This is a genomic window from Aquamicrobium soli (assembly GCF_042646345.1).
In the GTDB taxonomy this organism is placed as follows: domain Bacteria; phylum Pseudomonadota; class Alphaproteobacteria; order Rhizobiales; family Rhizobiaceae; genus Mesorhizobium; species Mesorhizobium soli_A.
Window position 1 is genome coordinate 676300 of the sequence record NZ_JBHRTK010000012.1, and the last position, 18992, is coordinate 695291.

At 67.5% G+C, this 18992-nt stretch carries 11 protein-coding genes; 2 read left to right on the forward strand and 9 right to left on the reverse strand.

Annotated elements, in window-relative coordinates; translation table 11 throughout:
• The first annotated feature begins 65 nt into the window (after positions 1-65).
• Both ACFOHJ_RS13080 and ACFOHJ_RS13085 read left to right on the forward strand, forming a co-directional pair.
• Positions 66-1007, forward strand: a complete 942-nt coding sequence (locus ACFOHJ_RS13080; RefSeq protein WP_378221046.1) for a tyrosine recombinase XerC — start codon at positions 66-68, stop codon at positions 1005-1007.
• Positions 1008-1081: 74 nt separating this feature from the next.
• Entirely contained in the window at positions 1082-2152 is a 1071-nt protein-coding gene (locus ACFOHJ_RS13085) for a TraB/GumN family protein (RefSeq protein WP_378221049.1), read from the forward strand.
• Positions 2153-2168: 16 nt separating this feature from the next.
• On the opposite strand, the gene trxA is transcribed toward ACFOHJ_RS13085, so the two are convergent.
• The 9 genes from trxA to ACFOHJ_RS13130 form a co-directional block, all read right to left on the reverse strand.
• Positions 2169-2492 carry a thioredoxin gene (trxA, locus tag ACFOHJ_RS13090; RefSeq protein ID WP_378221052.1) on the reverse strand — a complete coding sequence of 108 codons (324 nt, stop codon included), beginning with the start codon at positions 2490-2492 and terminating at the stop codon, positions 2169-2171.
• A gap of 71 nt (positions 2493-2563) precedes the next feature.
• On the reverse strand, positions 2564-6079 hold the full coding sequence (addA, locus tag ACFOHJ_RS13095) for a double-strand break repair helicase AddA (protein WP_378221054.1): 3516 nt from the start codon (positions 6077-6079) through the stop codon (positions 2564-2566).
• Positions 6076-9204 (reverse strand): double-strand break repair protein AddB, encoded by a 3129-nt coding sequence (gene addB, locus ACFOHJ_RS13100; RefSeq protein ID WP_378221057.1) that lies wholly within the window; start codon positions 9202-9204, stop codon positions 6076-6078. The genes addA and addB overlap by 4 nt, the downstream gene beginning before the upstream one ends.
• Positions 9201-9905: a nucleotidyltransferase family protein gene (locus ACFOHJ_RS13105; RefSeq protein WP_378221572.1), complete on the reverse strand. Its 705-nt coding sequence runs from the start codon at positions 9903-9905 to the stop codon at positions 9201-9203. Before ACFOHJ_RS13105 ends, addB begins: the two co-directional genes overlap by 4 nt.
• A 23-nt stretch (positions 9906-9928) precedes the next feature.
• Positions 9929-11443 carry a tRNA (adenosine(37)-N6)-threonylcarbamoyltransferase complex ATPase subunit type 1 TsaE gene (gene tsaE, locus ACFOHJ_RS13110; RefSeq protein WP_378221058.1) on the reverse strand — a complete coding sequence of 505 codons (1515 nt, stop codon included), beginning with the start codon at positions 11441-11443 and terminating at the stop codon, positions 9929-9931.
• Between the two features lie 9 nt (positions 11444-11452).
• Positions 11453-13993, reverse strand: a complete 2541-nt coding sequence (locus tag ACFOHJ_RS13115) for a sensor histidine kinase (RefSeq protein ID WP_378221060.1) — start codon at positions 13991-13993, stop codon at positions 11453-11455.
• 196 nt (positions 13994-14189) lie between these two features.
• A complete protein-coding gene (gene ahcY, locus ACFOHJ_RS13120; protein WP_378221062.1) occupies positions 14190-15590 on the reverse strand; it encodes an adenosylhomocysteinase in 1401 nt (466 codons plus the stop codon).
• Positions 15591-15986: 396 nt separating this feature from the next.
• Positions 15987-17579: a phosphoglycerate dehydrogenase gene (gene serA / locus ACFOHJ_RS13125; protein ID WP_378221064.1), complete on the reverse strand. Its 1593-nt coding sequence runs from the start codon at positions 17577-17579 to the stop codon at positions 15987-15989.
• 171 nt (positions 17580-17750) lie between these two features.
• Entirely contained in the window at positions 17751-18926 is a 1176-nt protein-coding gene (locus ACFOHJ_RS13130; RefSeq protein ID WP_378221066.1) for a phosphoserine transaminase, read from the reverse strand.
• Between the last annotated feature and the right edge of the window lie 66 nt (positions 18927-18992).

Below are 18992 nucleotides of genomic sequence, written 5' to 3' on the forward strand. Positions count from 1 at the left end.
AATGACGGGCGCCTTCACGGCTTACTAACCTCGCGGCGGCAGGATAGCCGCAAAAGGCAAGGACCATGGAAGAAAAGTTCCTCATTTCGGCCGGGCCCGATCTCCAGGCGGCGCGCGAAGGCTGGCTGAAAGCGCTGGCGCGCGAGCGGCGGCTGTCGCCCGAAACGGTGGAGGCCTATGAACGAGACACCCGCCAGTTCCTGCAATTCCTGACCGGCCATTGCGGCGGGCCGCCCGGGCTTGCCGACATCGCCGACCTGCGCCCGGCCGACCTGCGCGGTTTTCTCGCCTATCGCCGCGCCGGCGGGGCGGGAGCACGAACGCTGGGGCGTGGGCTGGCCGGCATCCGCTCGCTCCTGCGCTTCCTCGAGCGGCGCGGCGTGGTCAACGCGGCCGGGGCCGCCGCCTTGCGCGCGCCGAAGCAGCCGAAATCGCTGCCGAAGCCACTGACCGCCGCCGACGCCAAGCGGGTCGTCTCGATCGAGGGCCAACTGGCGGAGGAGCCGTGGATCGCCGCCCGCAACGCCGCGATCCTGACGCTGCTCTACGGGTCGGGCCTGCGTATTTCCGAGGCGCTCGGCCTCCTGGGAGGCGACCTTGCCTCGCCGGACGAAACGATTCTCAGGATCACCGGCAAGGGCGGCAAGACGCGGCTGACGCCGGTGCTGCCGGTGGTGCTGAAAGCGGTTGCCGAATACCGGCGGCTATGCCCGTATCATCTAGGCGCCGAAGGGCCGCTGTTTCGCGGCGCGCGCGGTGGGCCGCTCAACCCCGCCATCGTCCAGCGCGAGATGGCGAAGCTGCGCTCGGCGCTCAACCTGCCGGATACGGCGACGCCGCACGCGCTGCGCCATTCCTTCGCCACGCATCTTCTGGGGCGCGGCGGCGACCTCAGGACGATCCAGGAATTGCTCGGCCACGCCAGCCTGTCGACGACGCAGGTCTATACCGACGTCGATACCGCGCGGCTGCTGGAAATCTACGAAGACGCGCATCCGCGGGCCTGAGCCGCGATGCGGCTAGGACAATTTGCCCGTGCCGGTTAACGGTTTTGCCGTTTTTTGCGCCTAGAAAAATCCGCATGAAGAAAGCCATCGCCATTGCCGATCGCCTGAGCCTGCCCGCGCTGAAGCTGCTGGCGGCGCTCAACGTGCTGTTCTTCCTTTCCTTCCTCGCCGTCCTGCTGCTTGCGGCCGGCAAGGCGCGGGCCGAGACGCCGGCCTGCGTCGGCACCGACCTGACGGCCAGCCTGCAAAAGGACGATCCGGCGGCGTACAGCAAGATCGAGGCCGAAGCGGCGGCGACACCGAACGGCAGGGGCCTGCTGTGGAAGCTGGAAAAGCCCGGCGAAAAGCCGTCCTATCTGTTCGGCACCATGCACATGACCGATCCGCGCGTCGTCACGCTGCCTGCCGCCGCCCAAAAGGCGTTCGACGCCGCCGATACGGTGGTGATCGAGACGACGGAAGTGCTCGACCAGAAGAAGATGATGGCGACGCTTGCCGGCGAGCCGGACCTGATGATGTTCACCGACAACACCACGCTGTCGTCGCTGCTCTCGCCCGCCGACAAGGCGGCGGTGGACAAGGCGCTGGAAGCGCGCGGCATTCCCCTGGCGAGCGTCGCCAAGATGAAACCGTGGATCCTTTCGGCCATGGTGGCGACGCCGGCCTGCGAACTGGCCCGCAAGGCTGGCGGCGCGCCGGTGCTGGACGTCAAGCTGGCCGAGGACGCCAAGGCAGGCGGCAAGCGCCTCGAAGGGCTGGAAACCGCCGCCGACCAGCTTCGCGCCATGGCTTCGCTGCCGCTCGCCTTTCACATGCAGGGGCTGGTGGATACGCTGAAGCTCGGCGACAGGATGAACGACATCAACGAGACGATGATCTCGCTCTATCTGCGCGGCGATATCGGCATGATCTGGCCGCTGTTTCGCGCCGTGCTGCCCGACGAGGCCGACGATCCCGCCGGCTACGCCGCTTTCGAGGAAGCGATGGTGACGAGCCGCAACAAGGTGATGGCCACGAACGCCGCGCCGATCCTGGCGGGCGGCAACGTCTTTATCGCGGTGGGGGCCTTGCACCTTCCAGGCCCGGAAGGCCTGGTCGAACTGTTGCGCAAGGCCGGCTACACGGTGACGGCCGTCAGTTCCTGAGCGCCACTAAAGCGGATCAGGCGACGGCGCCGTTGATCCAGTGCGAAAGCGCGGTCTTCGGGGCCGCGCCCACCTTCATGTCAGCGACTTCGCCGCCCTTGAAGATCATCAGCGTCGGGATCGAGCGCACGCCGAACTGCGCGGCGAGCTCGGGATTCTCGTCGATGTTGAGCTTGGCGATCTTGACCTTGCCGCCGAGTTCGGTGGCGATCTCTTCCAGCGACGGGCCGATCATCTTGCAGGGACCGCACCACTCCGCCCAGAAATCCACCACGACGGGTTCCTTGGCGTTGAGCACGTCGGCCTGGAAATTGCTGTTATCGACCTTGACGGTGGCCATGCTGATTCCTTTCGGGTTTTTGTCGCACAATATGTGGTAGGCAATGCGCCTCGATGCAAGCAGGGTTTGTGTCACGCCTGCGTGAGTTCGACAAGGGAGAGGTCCATCATTTCCGCCGGCAGTTCGATCAACTGCGGCGTTTCGGTAAACAGCAATGCTGCCCGCACCTCGTGCGCCGGATAGAGCGGCTGCAGCAGCGCCCGGTAGAGCGCCAGTTGCAGGCCATAGGCCGGCGGCACCTCGGCCAGCGAGGCGGGCGGCGGGCGGTTGGTCTTGTAATCGACGATCAGCACCTTGCCGGGGGTGACCGCGAGGCGGTCGATCTTGCCCGAAACGGAACGTTTTTTGCCGCGAATGTCGAGGCTGCCCATGATCGCGACTTCGGCGCGGGAATCCTGCGAAAACAGCGGCGCGAAGTCGGGATCGGCAAGGATCGCCTCGACGCTCTCCAGGATAGGGGCGCGGTCGCGCTCGTTCCAGCCGGCGCCCATGCGGGCCAGGTAGCGCTCAGCCGCCGCGCGGCGCTCGGCCTCGGCAAGGCCGGGCAGCATCTGCATCAGCTTGTGCAAGGCAAGCCCGCGCAGTACGGCGAAGCCCGGTTCCTCCTCGGCGTCCAGCACCGGCGAGCGGGCGTCGAGCACCGGCTCCTTGGTCTCGTCGATCAGCGCCGAGGCGCCGGAAGGCGACAGCGGGCGCGGCAATTCCTCGTCGAATTCAGGTGGCCGCAACAGCGAGGCCGGCAACGGCGGGAAGGCGGCGGCGGGCCGCTCCACCTCGTCTTTCTCCGCAGCGAGCGGCGGCAGGTCGGAGACCTGGAAGCGAAGCACCGGCTCACCGGTGACGGGATGCGGCTGCTCAATGGTCTCGGGTGCCGCGGCCAGCGCGCGGGTGACGATGGAATGCCAGGTGCCGCCATTCGGCGCCCGCTTGCCGTGGTAGCCGCACACCACCAGCCGGTCCTCGGCGCGGGTCATGCCGACATAGAGCAGGCGGCGGTACTCCTGTTCCGCCAAGTCGCGGGCGCGGGCGGCGGCTTCCTTGGAGAAGCCGTTGGCGACATCGCCGCCGGCCCGCCACAGATAGCCCTTGCCCTGCCAGCCTGCGTCCGCCATGGCGAACGGCATAAGGCGCGGCAGGTGCTGGTCGCTGAACGGCGCCGAGCCGCCGTCGACCAGGAACACCACCGGCGCCTCCAGGCCCTTGGCGGCGTGCACGGTCATGACGCGGACCTCGTCGCGGCCTTGGTCCATTTCGCGCTTGATCTCGGGGCCGGCGCTCTCCAGCGTAGCCAGGAAGGATTGCAGCCCCGGCAGGCCGGTACGCTCCTCGGCGAGGCAGAAATTGAGGAATTCGTCGAGGATGTCGCCGACCTCCGGGCCGAGCCGTTCGATCATCCTGTTGCGGACGCGGTCGCGGGCGAGCAGTCCGGCATAGAATTCGAAGACCGGCCTGAACGCCGCCTCGGTGGCCCAGCCGTCCAGTTGCTGCACGACCTTGGCCAGGTCGGCGTTGCCGGCCGCGTGGCCGCGCAGCGAGGCGATGAGCGAGACGCCGGTTTCGCGCGTGCCGGCCAGCTTGAACAGCGCCTCCTCCGAGACGTCGAAGATCGGGCTGCGCAGCACGGCGGCCAGCGACAGGTCGTCATGCGGCTGGATCAGGAAGCGGCCCAGCGCCATCAGGTCCTTGATCGCGATGTGGCCGGGCAGGCTGAGCCGGTCGGCGCCGGCCATCGGGATCTGCCGGTTCTTCAGACTGCGCGACAGCGCGTGCACGAAGCGGTCGCGCTTGCGCACCAGCACGAGGATGTCGCCAGCGCGGATGGGGCGGCCCTTGCCCTCGATGACGTTTCCCGACTCCAGCCAGTTCTGGATCGTCTGCGCCACCTGCTCGGCCACCAGTACCGCTGGCGCCCGGAGGTGGTTGACCGGAAGCGTCCAGTCGTCCGGTTCCTCGACGCTGTCGGCCCCGACCGACGGCCACAGCTCGACATAGCCCGGCGCATCGTGGCGGATCGCGGTATGGCGGGGCGGATCGGGATCGTGGCTGATGCCGCGCCGCACTTCCGGGTCGGCAAAGACACGGTCCACCGCCGACAGCACGTCCTGCGTCGAGCGGAAGGAGAGCGACAGCTTGAGGTCGGCGAACTCGGCCTCGGCCTCCCTTACCCGCTTGGCGAAGAAGACCCGGCTTTCGTGGAAGGAATCCGGGGCCGCGCCCTGGAAGGAATAGATCGACTGCTTTTCGTCGCCGACAGCAAAGACGGTGCGCAACGCGCCGTCATGCGCGCCCTGGCCGGCGAAGAATTCCTCCGCCAGCCGCGTCACCACCGCCCACTGGTCGGGGCTGGTGTCCTGCGCCTCGTCGAGCAGGATATGGTCGATGCCCTGGTCAAGCTTGTACTGCACCCACGGCCCGGCGTCGGCACGCGACAAGAGGCCGACGGTGCGCACGATCAGGTCGTTGAAGTCGAGGAAGCCGCGCCCGCGCTTCAATTGCTCGTAGCGGCCGATCAGCCAGTCGGCGGCGACAAGCGCCGCGCGGGTCGCTTCCAGCATGCGGTAGAGCGCCAGCCGGTCGCAGGCGGCGATGATCGCGGCGCTGGCGGCCTGGTAGCGGTCCGGCAGGTCGGGCAGGCGGTCGAGCATCGCCTTCTTGAAGGTGGCGGGGCCGTAGGGGGCGCCGTCGGCCTTGAGAAAAGCCCTGGCCAGCAGGGCGAGCCGGCGGGCCGGATCGGCCTCGGCGAACGCGGCCTGCGCATGCGGCAGGATGTTGTTCAGCACCGAGCGTGCGTCCGTCGCGTCGGCGGCGAGGGCGAAGGCGCGAAAGTAATCCGGCGGGAAGCCGGGCAGCGGCCAGATCGACCGGGCGATGCCCGTGGCGCTTTCGCCGGCCGAAAAGCCGAAGGCGTCGAACAAGGACTGGAAGCGTGGCTCGGTGCCGGCGATCCGGCCGATGAAGGCGCGCAACTCGTCGCGCTTGCGAACGATCTCGGAAAGCAGCGCGTCCAGTCCCGCTTCGCCGCCGATCTCCAGGATGGTGGCGAAGGCCTCCGCCAGTTCGGCGTTGCCGCCGCCAGCGCCCGAGATCATGTCGCGCCTGGCGGTGGCGAAAAGTGTCGCCTCCATGGCCGGGTCGAGCATCTGGAAATGAGCGGCGATGTTGGCCTCCAGCGGAAACTGGTGCAGCACCGATTCGCAGAAGGCGTGGATGGTCTGGATCTTCAGGCCGCCCGGCGTCTCCAGCGCCTCGGCAAACAGCCGCCGCGCGCGCCGCATCAGCGCCGCATCGGCCGCCCTGCCGTGCAGCTCCTCGATCCGCTTCGCCAGGTCGCCGTCCGGCAGTTCGGTCCATTCCGACAGGGTGGAAAAGACCCGGCTCGACATGTTGGCGGCGGCGGCGCGCGTATAGGTCAGGCACAGGATTTTCGACGGGTCGATGCCGCGCAGCAAAAGCCGGATGACGCGCTGCGCCAGCACATGCGTCTTGCCGGAGCCGGCATTGGCCGACACCCAGGCCGAATTCTTGGGATCGGAAGCCTTTGCCTGGTTGGTCGCCGTTTCCAGCGGGACGGGATAGCGCTTCTTCATCCTTCCACGCCTCCCTCTTCGGGAGCGTCACCGCCGGCCGACCATTCGAGCACGCGGGCAAGATGGTCGTAGTCGCCGTCGCTCTCGCCTTCGCGGAAGGGCAGTGCCCGCGACAGATAGCCGGTCGCGGGGTCGGCGTAATGGAGGAGCAGTTTTTCCAGCCGCGCCCAGGCCTCCTCGGAAAGGTCGGCGGCGGTGCGCGGCTTGCGGTTGTAGTCGAGGATCGATTCCTCGAACACCTCGCCGTTCGGCTTCAGCCGCACGAAGGCAAGGTCGGAGGGCTCGCGCTGGCCGAGCGAGCGGAAGGCCCCGCGCCGCAGCAGCGCGCCTTCAAGCGCCAGTTGCGGGGCAAGCAGTGTGTGCGCCTGCGCCTTCGACGGCGAATAGCCGGTCTTGTAGTCAAGGATGTCGGCCATGCCGCCGGCAAGCAGGTCGACGCGGTCGGCATAGCCGGAGAGCGTCACGCCGGACTGGCCGACGATGGTCTTTTCGGCCCGCTCCTCGGCGTGGCGTAGGGCCACCGCGTCGGCGCGCGTACGCTCCCAGTCGATGATGCCGCCGGCCAGTTTCTCGAAACGCGGCCACCACACGGCCTCGACATCGGCGGGAAGGTCCGCCTCGCCGAAGCAGGCGCGGCCGATGGCGATCAGTTGGTCGAGCGCGCCGGGTTCGCGCGGATCGGCGACCGCACCGGAAAAGCGGTGCAGGATTTCGTGGAACAGCGTGCCGCGCTCGGCGGCGCCCGGGTCGCGGATCGGCGGATCGAGCGGCAGCAAGCGAAGAATGCGCTTAGCGTAGATGGCGTAGGGGTCGCGGCGCAGCGTCTCGATCTCGGTGACCGAGAAATGATGCGGGCGTGCGGCAAGTGGCGGCGCGGGCCGCGGCCGGGGCGCGAAGTCTCGCTTTTCGCCGGCATCGAGGGTGCGTGTCCAGGAAAGCAGTTCCTCGCTGCGCGCCCGGATTTCGGCGGCATGGTCCTTGCCGATGAAGGTCAGCAGCCGTTGCAGCCAGCGCGACGGCGTCGCCGGTGCGTCGCCCGAGCGCGCGGCGCAGGTGAGCACCACCTTCGGCGCGCCCATCGCCATCTGGAAATCGTGGGCGGCCAGCCCGATGCGCCGCTCCGGCGGCTCGAGGTCGATGCCGGTCTTCATCAGCCGCGACATGAAGCGGTCGCTCTCGGCCTTCCGCGGCCACACGCCCTCGTTCAGCCCGCCGATCACCAGCGTATCGACGCTTTGCAGGCGCGCTTCCAGTGCGCCCCATATGGCGATGGCCTTGTCGGTGCCGCGCGAGGGTTTTACCGTTTCGGTGGCGATCAGCGCTTCCAGCACGTCGGGCCATTCCGTGGCCGCGAAGGAGAAGGGGGCGGTAGCCGACACCAGCCCGCGCAGGAATTCGGCGAGCTTGTCGCCGGCGTCGCCCGCGTAGAGGCGGGTAAGGCTGCCGTCCTTGTCGCGGCCAAGGGCCTCCAGCGCGACGACGCTGGCGCGGCCGAGTTCAGCAAGTCCGGTGTCGGCTTCCTCACGTAGCGCGGTCAGCGGGGCGAGCGCTTCGGCAAGGCGCGCCGCGAAGGCCCGCGCCTCGCCGATGGCCTTGCCGGAAAGGCGCGGCAGCCAGAACGGCGGCCGGCTTCCAGCCGCAGCCTGGGTCAGGCGCGTTTCGAACAGTTCGGGCAGCGCGGCGATGTCCGGCCGGCCGGTGCCGCCGCGCAGGGCGACTAGTTCGACGATCTCGGCCGCGTGGCGCACGGCAGCCCGCTCCAGGCCGAGGCCGAGCAGCGGGTGCTTGAGCAGGGAAAGCAGGGCGGTGGGGTCGCCGGGTCGGAAGGCGGCGACGAGCGCCAGCCGGAGCAGGCTTGCCGGCGGCGTCTGGCTGAGCGGCGTACCGCCGGAATCGTCGGCGACGATGCCGAAGCGCTGCAACTCGGCCGCCACGCGCCGCGCCAGCGCCCGGTCGCCGGTGACCAGCGCCGCCCGCTTTCCCGGCTCTTGCATCGCCTGCCGCAGGGCGATGGCGATTGCCGCCGCTTCGTCGCGCTCGTTGGCGGCCTCGACCAGCGTCACGCCGGCAAGCGCCTCGCTCATGTCGGTGGCGGTGAAGCGCGCCCTTGCCTCGCCCCAGAGCTCCGTTGTTTCGGCCGGGCGCAGCGCTTCGCCGAGGAGGGCGGCCCGCACCGCCAGCGGGTTCTCGCCGATTTCCTCGACGTCGCGGCGGGTGACGCCGAGCCGGCCGATCAGCTTGGCCAGGCCGTATTGCGGATGGCCGAGCAGGGACGGCCGCGCATTCGCCGCCGAGATCGCGGCAAAGGACGCCTCGTCCATCGCGGTATCGAGGCCCGGCAGCACCACGGCGCCGAGCGGCAGGCCGGCGATGGTGGCGAGCAGTTCGGCGGTGGCAGGGATGGAGCCGGTCGAGCCAGCGGCGACGACCGGGCCGGGCGGCGGGTTGCGCCGCAGCCGCGCGGCCTCCAACCGGATCAGGGCGCTGCGATGGGCGGCTGGGTTGGAGCGGTCGCGCTCCTCAAGAATCTTCGGCCAGTTCTCGGTGACGATTTTGAGGAAATCCAGCGTCACCTGCCACCAGCCGGCGAGGTTGCCGGTGACGAGGTCGGCGAGCCTCGTCCAGTCGGAGCCTTCCGTTTCCACCTCGTCCATCAGGCTTGCCAGATCGCGCGCCAGCCACAGGGCGTCGGCGGCGGAAGCCGGCACCACCACCTCTTCCTGGAAGCGCGCCGCGACTTCGGCCGGAAGCCGGCTTTTCCACAGCCGCACCAGCGGCGCCAGGGCGAGCAGGCGCTCGACCGCCGGGATCGGCGGGGCAAGCTCCAGCGCGCCGGCGCTTTCCGGCGCGTCGGCCTCGAACAGGGCTTCGTCCTCGTCGAACTCGCCGAGCGGCCGGATCACCGGCAGGATCGCCGACTTGCCGCCCATGAGGTCGACGAAAACACCGCGCAGGGCGCGCGCGGCGCGCCGCGTCGGCACGTAGAGGGTGACGCCGGCGAGCGCCAGCGGGTCGCCATCGAAGCGGAAGCCGGGAACGAGCCGGCCGTCGATCAGGGCTTTCGCCAGGGTCGGCAGGAACGGCGCGCCGGGCGGGATGGAAAGGACGCGGTGCGGACCGATCATGGCGCCGCGGCGAAGGCTTGCGCCACCGCCCGCTCGGCCAGCGGAATCGCCTCCGGCGTGCCGACGGTGATCCAGTGGCCGTGCATTTTCATGCCGAACAGGCGCCCCTGCGCGATAGCGGCGTCGAAATAGCGGTTGAGGGACAGCGGCCCGGCCGGCGCGTCGGCGAAGATGCGCGGGTGTATGATCGCCGCGCCGGCATAGATCAGCCCGGCCGGGTCGTTACGGGCGCGGCGCAAGGCACCTTCTGCGTCAACGAGAAAATCGGTTCCCCCCGAATGGCCGGTCGCCGAGGCGATGTCTGCAAGCATGAGCAGAATATCCATCTTCGCCTCGTTCCAGGCAAGGGCGAGACGGGCGAGGTTCGACGTGCCCCGGTCGATCCAGAAGGTGTCGGCGTTCAGAACGTAGAACGGCTTTGCCCCCAGTTCAGGCAGCGCCTTGACGATGCCGCCAGCCGAATCCAGCAAGAGGTCGCTCTCGTCGGAAACGACGACTTTCGGCGCGGCGCGGCCGGCGACGTGGGCAACGATCTGCTCGGGAAAATAGTGGACGTTGACCACCGCCTTGGCGACGCCGGCCTGCCGCAGGCTGTCGAGCCCCCAGTCGAGCAGCGTCTTGCCGGCGACCTTCACCAGCGGCTTGGGCATCGTCTCGGTGATCGGCCGCATGCGCTTGCCGAGGCCGGCGGCAAGCACCATCGCGGTATCAGGGGCGGTTTCGTTCAAAGCGTTCGTTCTTCCAGCAAGCCGTGTTCGCCATAGAAATCCCGTAGCGCAGCGAGCGCCGGATGGGAAAGGGCGCGGCGCAGATAATCGCGGATGCGCGGCAGGTGCTTCAGATAGGCCGGCTTGCCGTCGCGGCGGTCGAGGCGCACGAAGATGCCGAGGATTTTCGAGTTCCGCTGCGCCGCCATGATGGCATAGCTTTCGCGGAATGCCGCTTCGTCGAAGGCGCCGGCGGCGTGGCGCGCGGCGATGTAGGCCTCGAGCGTCGCCGTTTCGATCTCCGGCGGGACGGTGACGCGGGCGTCCATCGCCAGCGAAGCGACGTCATAGGCGGGAGGGCCGACCAGCGCGTCCTGGAAATCGATGATGCCGAGCCGGTCGTGCCCCTGCCGTTCGCCGCGCCAGATGATGTTGGGCGAGTGGAAATCGCGCAGCATCAGCGTCGTGTCGCGCGTATCGAGGCGTGAAATCAGCATGTCCCAATGCCGGCGGTAGCCTTGGCGCAAGGCGTCGCTCGCCGGGCCGCCGGAGATCGCCGGCACGTACCAGTCGACCAGCAGTTCCGCCTCGATCATCATGGCGTCGCGGTCGAAGGGCGGCACGTCGTGGAAGGTGCCGGGCGCGGCTTCGAGGTGGTAGGGCCATTGGCGGCCGTGCATCATCGCCAGCAGTTCGGCCGCCGCCGCATAGCGTTCCGCTACCGGCTTACTCTCTGCGTCGAGGAAATTGCCGGAGCCGAGATGGCTGATGAGCAGGAAGCCCTGGTCGAGATCCTGCGCATGGATTTCCGGTACGCTGACGCCGGCCGCGGTCAGGGCGTGGTCGATGCCGACGAAGGCCGAGACGGTGCGCGAGGTGTGGGCGATCAGCGCATAGGGCTTGCCGTCGCGCACCGGAGGCCCGAGCACCAGTTCGGGCGAGTTCATCAGGATGCGCGCGGGATGGCCGGGAAGGCTGACGATCTCGTAGGAACGGGCAGAAGCGTCGCCGACGAAGCGCCGGCGGCGGGCAAGACCCCAGCCGCAGCCTTCGAGAAAGGCGCGCAGGGCAAGCGAGCGGGAAATGCGCCGGAACGGCGCGCCGGTTCCCGACAGCCGTGCAAGGCGGCCTTCGCCCTTATGCTCCAGTTCGACCACGACCGTCGATGTCGGCAACAGCCCTTCGGCGCGGTCGGGCCATTCGACAAGGGCCGCCCCCGTCGCCAGCGTCTCGTCGAATCCGAGTTCGTCCAGTTCGGCGGCCGAGCCGAGGCGATAGAGGTCGAAATGGTGCACGGGCAGGCTTGTGTCGTAGCTTTGCACCAACGTGAAGGTGGGGCTCGGCACGTCGAGGGTTTCGTCGTCGGCCAGCGCGCGGATCAGCGCGCGCGCCAGGGTCGACTTGCCGGCGCCGAGATCGCCGGAGAGCGCCAGCACGTCGCCGGGGGCAAGCGCCATGGCGAGATCCTCGCCAAGCCGCGCGGTGGCCGCCTCATCGCCCAGGAAACGTTCCACGGTGGCCGCCGCCGTCATTGTCGGGCGCTATTCGGCGGCGACGCGGAGGCCGGCCGGCAAGGCCGGAAACGCGCAGGTCACCGTGGTGCCGCGGTTCTTGCCGGTGTCGATGCGCACGCTGCCGCCATGAAGCTCGACGAAGCTCTTGACGATCGACAGGCCGAGGCCGGCGCCGCGCCGCCTGCCGCCGTTTACGTGCGGCTCGAAACGGCGGAACACCGAATCCAGCACGTCCTGCGGCATGCCGGGACCGTCGTCATGGACGGAAAATTCGACGCCGTCCGCCGTCTGCTTGCAGGAAAGGGTAATGACGCTCGCTTCCGGCGCGTAGTTGGCGGCGTTGCTCAAGAGATTGTACAGGATCTGGCGCACGCGCGTTTCGTCGCCATGGAAGCTTTTCGGCGCGCCTCGGGTATCGACCGAGAGCCGGATCGCGTGCTCGGCCAGCCGGTCGGCCACCAGTTCGGCAGCGGCCTGGATGGTCGCGTCGACCGGAACCTCGGAAATCTCGAGCTGCATGATGCCGGCATCGACGGTCGCGAGATCGAGGATGTCGTTGACGATGGTGAGCAGCACCGAGGACGACGAGCCGACATGCTCGACATATTCGCGCTGGCGTTGCGTCAGCGGCCCGGTCGCCGGCTGCGCCAGCAGTTCGGTGAAGCCGATGATGTTGGTGAGCGGCGAGCGCAACTCGTAGGAGACATGCTGGACGAAGTCGTTCTTGATCTGGTCGGACTTCAGCAGCGCCTCGTTCTTGTCCTTCAGCGCGCGCTCGACATTGACGCTGTCGGTGACGTCGACGAAGGTTGTCATCACCTGGCCGTTGGGCAGGTGGATGATGGCGTAGCGCAGGATGATGCCGCTGACCAACTCGGTCTGGCCGTGGCGGTCGCGGCGTTCCTCGTCGAAGCCGGTGATGGTCGCGGCGAATTCCGCCCACGGGCTGTCGAGCGAGCGGCCGTCGCACAGGCGGCGGATTTCGGCGACATGCACGTTCGGCTGGATGGCGGCGGCATCCAGCCCCCACAGCGTGGCGAAGGCGGGGTTGGAGAGGCGAAGCCGCCCGTCCGGGCCGAAGACCGCGACGCCTTCGGCGAGGTTGTCCAGCGTTTCGCCCTGCACGCGCACCGCAGTCTGGTAGCGGCTTTCGAGGTCGATCTTCTCGGTCAGGTTCTCGAACACCCACGTCACCCCGCCCTTGGGCTGCGGGTTGGCGACGACGCGGATGGTCTTGCCGTCCGGCAGGTGCCACCAGTGCTCCTGCGGCTCGACGGCACGGTAGGCGGTAAGCAGGCCTTCCTTCCAGCGGCGCCATTCCGGCTGCTCGGCGATCTTGCCTTCGCTGCGCAGCCGGTCGAGCAGCAGCGCATTGTCGGGCGCGCTGTGCAGGAAGCCGGAATCGAGGCCCCACAATTTCTGGAAGGCCTGGTTGAAGAAGCGCAGCTTCTCGTCGGTGTCGAAGGTGGCGACGGCGGTGTTCAGCTGGTCCAGCGTGTCCGCGTGGCTGCGCAGCGTACGCTCGTATTCGGCGCGGATGGTCTCGATGGCGCTGGTGTCGCAGGCAAGGCCGGCCGACCCGTAGGGCCCGGCATAGTCGGTCACCGTGTATTTGCGGCGGTCGCCCTCGATCACCGTGGAAAGCGTCTGCTCGAACACCGGTTGCGCCCGGTGTTCCGCATCGATCGCCTCGCGCGCCTGGCTGCCCAGGAACTCCTTGCCGTCGCGCACCGCCGCGTCGGCATCCGAGGCCTCGACGGCTCCGGCATAGGCGGCGTTGACCCATTTCAGCCTGCCGTCGGTACCGCGCATCCACACCGGCATCTTCAGGGCGTCGAACAGGCCGATCATGGTATGGTGGTCGGCGGCCAGCTGCTGGTTTTCCAGCGTCAGCCGCGCCTGGCTGCGCTGGGTTTCCGAAAGCGAGACGAAGCGCACGATGCTGTAGGCGCCGCTCTTGCGGCCCTGCACGTCCAGCGGCGTGCCGATCTGGGTTTCGGCGACGAAGTCGAATGACTTGCCCTTTTCACGCAGGGCCGCGATGGCGTGCTCGAGCGTGGCGGCCGAGCGCGGCATCAGCCAGCGGCCGAAGGCCAGGAAGGCCGCCCGTTCCTCGGGCGCTCCGCTGTCCAGCGGCAGCGAGCCGACGAGCTCGGGCTTCTTGTTGTCGGAGCCCCAGGCGACCACGCGCTGGTTGCGCAGGTTGAGCATGGCTTCCGACCGCTGCAGTTCGGCGTTGGTGTCGGCGAGGCGTGCCTTGAGGATGACGTTTTCCGCCGAGATGCGGCCGCGCTCGCGAATGAGCACGATGGCCGAGATCAGCGCCGCGCCGATGACGCCGGCAAAGACGGCCATCTGCATGACTTCGACGGTACTGATGGAAACAGTGATGCCGGGCAGGTCCGGTTCGGCGCGGGCGACGATGCTGGAGAAGGGAAGGGCGAATGCCGACCCGCCCAGAAGCGTGGCGAACAGCCGCCGATAGCGGCCGCAGCGCCTGCCGGCCATCGAATCCTGATGGCCGCCGGAAACGGCCTTTCCCGCGTGGTGCGGGGTTTTCCCCGGCATGTCCTGGTCCTCTCCGCCGCCTGAATACAAGACCGCCCTGATCGTGCCGGCCGCTGCCCCGTCCGAACATCCGGCGCGAATCACATCACCATAGACTCTCGCCGAATCGAGGTGAAGCGGGTCGGCGCGCAAAAAGTAAAAGCCGGGCGAATGTCAATCGCCCGGCTTCAATATCTTGTGTGTGGTTAGTTTATGGTTAATAGCGGTAGTGATCCGCCTTGAAAGGCCCCTGCGGCGTGACGCCGATATAGGCTGCCTGTTCGTTGCTCAACTGGGTGAGCTTGGCGCCGAGCTTGCCGAGGTGCAGGCGGGCCACCTTCTCGTCGAGGTGCTTGGGAAGGATATAGACCTGGTTCTTGTAGTTCTCGCCCTTGGTGAAGAGCTCGATCTGCGCCAGCACCTGGTTGCTGAACGAGGCCGACATGACGAAGCTCGGGTGGCCGGTGGCGTTGCCGAGGTTGAGCAGGCGGCCTTCCGAGAGCAGGATCAGGCGCTTGCCGTCGGCGAAGGTGATCATGTCGACCTGCGGCTTGACGTTGGTCCACTTCAGGTTGCGCAGCGCCGCGACCTGGATCTCGTTGTCGAAGTGGCCGATGTTGCCGACGATCACCATGTCCTTCATCGCCCGCATATGGTCGAGCGTGATGACGTCCTTGTTGCCGGTGGTGGTGATGACGATGTCGGCGGTGGGGGCGGCGTCTTCCAGCGTCACCACCTCGAAACCGTCCATGGCCGCCTGGAGCGCGCAGATGGGGTCGACCTCGGTGACCTTGACGCGGGCGCCGGCGCCCTTGAGCGAAGCGGCCGAGCCCTTGCCCACGTCGCCATAGCCGCAGACGACCGCGACCTTGCCGGCCATCATGACGTCGGTACCGCGGCGGATACCGTCGACCAGCGATTCCTTGCAGCCGTACTTGTTGTCGAACTTCGACTTGGTGACGCTGTCGTTGACGTTGATGGCCGGGAAGGGCAGCAGGCCCTTCTTCTGCAACTGGTAGAGCCGGTTGACGCCGGTCGTCGTCTCCTCGGTGACGCCCTTGATCGCCTCGCGCTGCCTGGTGAAGAAGCCGGGCGTTTCCTTCATGCGCTTCCTGATCTGCGCGAACAGGATTTCCTCTTCCTCGCTTTCCGGCTTGGAGAGCACGTCCTCGCCGGCCTCGGCACGCGCGCCGACCAGGATGTACATGGTGGCGTCGCCGCCGTCGTCGAGGATCATGTTGGAGAGGCCGCCATCGGCCCACTGGAAGATGCGGTCGGTATAGGTCCAGTATTCCTCAAGGCTCTCGCCCTTGACGGCGAACACCGGAATACCCTCCTCGGCAATGGCCGCCGCGGCATGGTCCTGGGTCGAGAAGATGTTGCACGAGGCCCAGCGCACCTCGGCGCCGAGCGCCTTCAGCGTCTCGATCAGCACGGCCGTCTGGATGGTCATGTGCAGCGAGCCGGTGATGCGCGCGCCCTTCAGCGGCTGCGAGGCACCGAATTCCTCGCGGCAGGCCATCAGGCCCGGCATCTCGGTTTCGGCGATCTCGATTTCCTTGCGGCCCCAGTCGGCGAGCGAGATGTCGGCGACCACGTAGTCCTTGCTGGCAGTCATGAAGGTCCTCCAATGCGAACGAGTTATCCGCGTCCGCGAAAAGAGAAGCGGTCAAGCGGCATCGAATGCCGGCCTGCCTAGCAGATCGCACGGAAAACAACAATGGGACATAAAGAAATCTTTATCCGTGCATATGGAGTGCCGGCGTCGACGCCTGGTCATCCCGGCCGGGCATTTGCGAAGCGATGGTCGATCCCCACTCCGCCTCGGCTTCGCCGAGCCACCTCTCCCCCGATCGACGGGGCGAGGAAATACTGCCGTCGCTCGACACTCTTCCTCTCCCCTTTGAAGGGGGAGAGGTGGTTTGCGAAAGCAAACCGGAGTGGGAGTTTGGCATTCTGTTTGCCTTCTCTTGTGGAAGGAGAAGGTTTTCAAAGTCCGGATCGACGGTTCTGCCTACGCCACGTCGAACTGCAGCGGCTTGGCGGAATCGATCGACTGGTTGGCGCGCACGGCGGCCAGCACCTTTTCCGGGAACGGCGCGTCGAGGTAGAGCAGGGCGATGGCATTGCCGCCCGGATGATCGCGGCCGAGCTGGAAGTTGGCGATGTTGACGCCGTTCTCGCCGCACAGCGTGCCGAGCAGGCCGATGATGCCGGGCACGTCGGCGTTGGTCGTGTAGAGCATGTGCTGGCCCACTTCCGCGTCGAGGTTGATGCCCTTGATCTGGATGAAGCGCGGCTTGCCGTCGGAAAAGCAGGTGCCGGCGATCGAGCGCGTCATCTTCTCGGTGGTGACGGTCAGCTTGATGTAGCCGTCGAAGACGCCGGACTTGTCGCGCTTGACCTCGGCGACGATGATGCCGCGTTCCTTCACCATGATCGGGGCCGACACCATGTTGACGTCGGCGACCTGCGGGCGGATGAGGCCGGCAAGGGCGGCGCTGATCAGGGCGCGGGTGTTCATGGTCACGGTCGAGCCGTCGAACAGGATTTCCACCTCCTTGATCGGGTCCTCGGTGACCTGGCCGACGAACGCGCCCAGCACCTCCGCCAGCTTGACGAAGGGTTTCAGCCGCGGCGCTTCTTCCGCCGTGATCGAGGGCATGTTGATGGCGTTGGTGACGGCCCCCTTGATCAGGTAGTCCGCCATCTGCTCGGCCACCTGCAAGGCGACGTTCTCCTGCGCTTCCACCGTCGAGGCGCCGAGATGCGGGGTGGCCACGACGTTCTCCATGCCGAACAACGGGCTGTCGGTCGCCGGTTCGGTTTCGAACACGTCGATGCCGGCGCCCGCGACCTTGCCGCTTTTCAGGGCCGCGATCAGGTCGGCCTCGACCACCAGGCCGCCGCGCGCACAATTGATGATGCGCACGCCGTCCTTCATCTTCGCGATGGCCTCGGCGTTGATCAGCCCGCGTGTCTTGTCCGTCATCGGCGTGTGCAGGGTGATGAAGTCGGCGCGGGCGAACAGTTCGTCCAGTTCGACCTTGTCGACGCCCAGTTCCTCCGCGCGCTTGTCGGACAGGAACGGATCATAGGCGATGACGCGCATCTTCAGCCCGACGGCGCGCTGGGCGACGATCGAGCCGATATTGCCGCAGCCGATGACGCCGAGCGTCTTGCCGGTGATCTCGACGCCCATGAAGCGGTTCTTCTCCCACTTGCCGGCATGGGTGGAGGCGTTGGCCTCCGGGATCTGGCGGGCGAGCGCGAAGATCATGGCGATGGCGTGCTCGGCCGTGGTGATGGAATTGCCGAACGGCGTGTTCATCACGATGATGCCTCGGCGCGAGGCGGCCGGGATGTCGACATTGTCGACGCCGATGCCGGCGCGGCCGATCACCTTGAGGTTTTTCGCGGCGGCGATCAGTTTTTCGGTGACCTTGGTGGCGGAGCGGATGGCGAGGCCGTCATAGTCGGCGATCTTCGCCAACAGGGCGTCCTTGTCCTTGCCGAGATCGGGCAGGTAGTCCACCTCGACGCCGCGATCCTTGAAGATCTGCACGGCGGTCGGGGAAAGCTTGTCGGAAACGAGTACGCGGGGCATGGATGTGGTCCTTGCTTGTTCTGGAAGGTAGGCCCCTCACCCGGCTCGCTTCGCTCGCCACCCTCTCCCCGGCGGGGAGAGGAGGCCGCGGGCATTGCCGCTGCGGTTCTTCTCCCCATTGGGGAGAAGGTGGCGCGAAGCGCCGGATGAGGGGTGTTACCGGTCTGAATGCTAAACCGCTTTTTTCAGCGACGCCTTCTGGTTGGCAAAAGCCCAGTCGAGCCAGGGCATCAGCGCCTTAAGGTCGGCGGTCTCGACGGTCGCGCCGCACCAGATGCGCAGGCCGGGCGGGGCGTCGCGGTAGTGGCCGATGTCGTAGGCGACGCCTTCCTTGTCGAGCGCTGCCGCGAGGCCCTTGGCGAAAGCCGCCTGGCCGTCCTGATCGAGCGCGGCGACCTCCGCATCGGTGATCGACAGGCACACCGAGGTGTTGGAGCGCGTCGCCGGGTCGGTGGCCAGATGGCCGAGCCAGGCCGAGCCTTGCACGAAGCGGTCGATCACGGCCGCGTTGGCGTCGGCTCGGGCGACCAGCGTGTCGAGCCCGCCGATGGCCTTCGCCCAGTTCAGCGCGTCGAGATAGTCTTCCACGGCGAGCATGGAGGGCGTGTTGATGGTTTCGCCCTTGAAGATGCCCTCGATCAGCTTGCCGCCCTTGGTCATGCGGAAGATCTTCGGCAGCGGCCAGGCCGGCACATAGGTTTCCAGCCGCTCCACCGCACGCGGGGACAGGATCAGCATGCCGTGCGCGCCTTCGCTGCCGAGCGCCTTCTGCCAGGAGAAGGTGACGACATCGAGCTTGGCGAAGTCGAGCCGCTGGGCGAAGGCTGCCGAGGTGGCGTCGCAGATGGTGAGGCCGGCCCGGTCGGCGGAAATGAAGTCGGCGTTCGGAACGCGCACGCCAGAGGTGGTGCCGTTCCAGGTGAAGACGACATCGCGGTCGAAATCGACCTGGGCGAGGTCCGGAAGTTCGCCGTAAGGGGCTTCGATCCTGCGCACGTCGGGCAGTTTCAGCTGCTTGACCACATCGGTGATCCAGCCCGCGCCGAAGGATTCCCAGGCGAGCATGTCGACGCCGCGCTGGCCGAGCAGCGACCACAGCGCCATTTCGACGGCGCCGGTGTCGGAGGCCGGTACGATGCCGATGCGGTAGTCGGCCGGCACCTGCAGGATTTCACGGGTAAGGTCGATCGCCTGCGCCAGCTTCGCCTTGCCTATCCTGGCGCGGTGCGAGCGGCCCAATGGCGCATCCTTCAGCGCCTCGACCGACCAGCCGGGGCGTTTGGAGCAGGGACCTGAGGAAAAATTGGGATTTGCCGGACGGAGTCCGGGCGTGGGTAGGTTCGTCATCGTGGTCTATCCTTCCAGATAGTAAGCCCCTCGTTGGGGAGGGGTGGCCCACGGACGGCGATAGGC

Excerpts from the sequence above, each read along its gene's own strand:
- ACFOHJ_RS13080 (WP_378221046.1), top strand. The coding sequence starts at position 66 with ATGGAAGAAAAGTTCCTCATTTCGGCCGGGCCCGATCTCCAGGCGGCG.
- ACFOHJ_RS13085 (WP_378221049.1), top strand. The coding sequence starts at position 1,082 with ATGAAGAAAGCCATCGCCATTGCCGATCGCCTGAGCCTGCCCGCGCTG.
- trxA (WP_378221052.1), bottom strand. The coding sequence starts at position 2,492 with ATGGCCACCGTCAAGGTCGATAACAGCAATTTCCAGGCCGACGTGCTC.
- addA (WP_378221054.1), bottom strand. The coding sequence starts at position 6,079 with ATGAAGAAGCGCTATCCCGTCCCGCTGGAAACGGCGACCAACCAGGCA.
- addB (WP_378221057.1), bottom strand. The coding sequence starts at position 9,204 with ATGATCGGTCCGCACCGCGTCCTTTCCATCCCGCCCGGCGCGCCGTTC.
- ACFOHJ_RS13105 (WP_378221572.1), bottom strand. The coding sequence starts at position 9,905 with ATGGTGCTTGCCGCCGGCCTCGGCAAGCGCATGCGGCCGATCACCGAG.
- tsaE (WP_378221058.1), bottom strand. The coding sequence starts at position 11,443 with ATGACGGCGGCGGCCACCGTGGAACGTTTCCTGGGCGATGAGGCGGCC.
- ACFOHJ_RS13115 (WP_378221060.1), bottom strand. The coding sequence starts at position 13,993 with ATGCCGGGGAAAACCCCGCACCACGCGGGAAAGGCCGTTTCCGGCGGC.
- ahcY (WP_378221062.1), bottom strand. The coding sequence starts at position 15,590 with ATGACTGCCAGCAAGGACTACGTGGTCGCCGACATCTCGCTCGCCGAC.
- serA (WP_378221064.1), bottom strand. The coding sequence starts at position 17,579 with ATGCCCCGCGTACTCGTTTCCGACAAGCTTTCCCCGACCGCCGTGCAG.
- ACFOHJ_RS13130 (WP_378221066.1), bottom strand. The coding sequence starts at position 18,926 with ATGACGAACCTACCCACGCCCGGACTCCGTCCGGCAAATCCCAATTTT.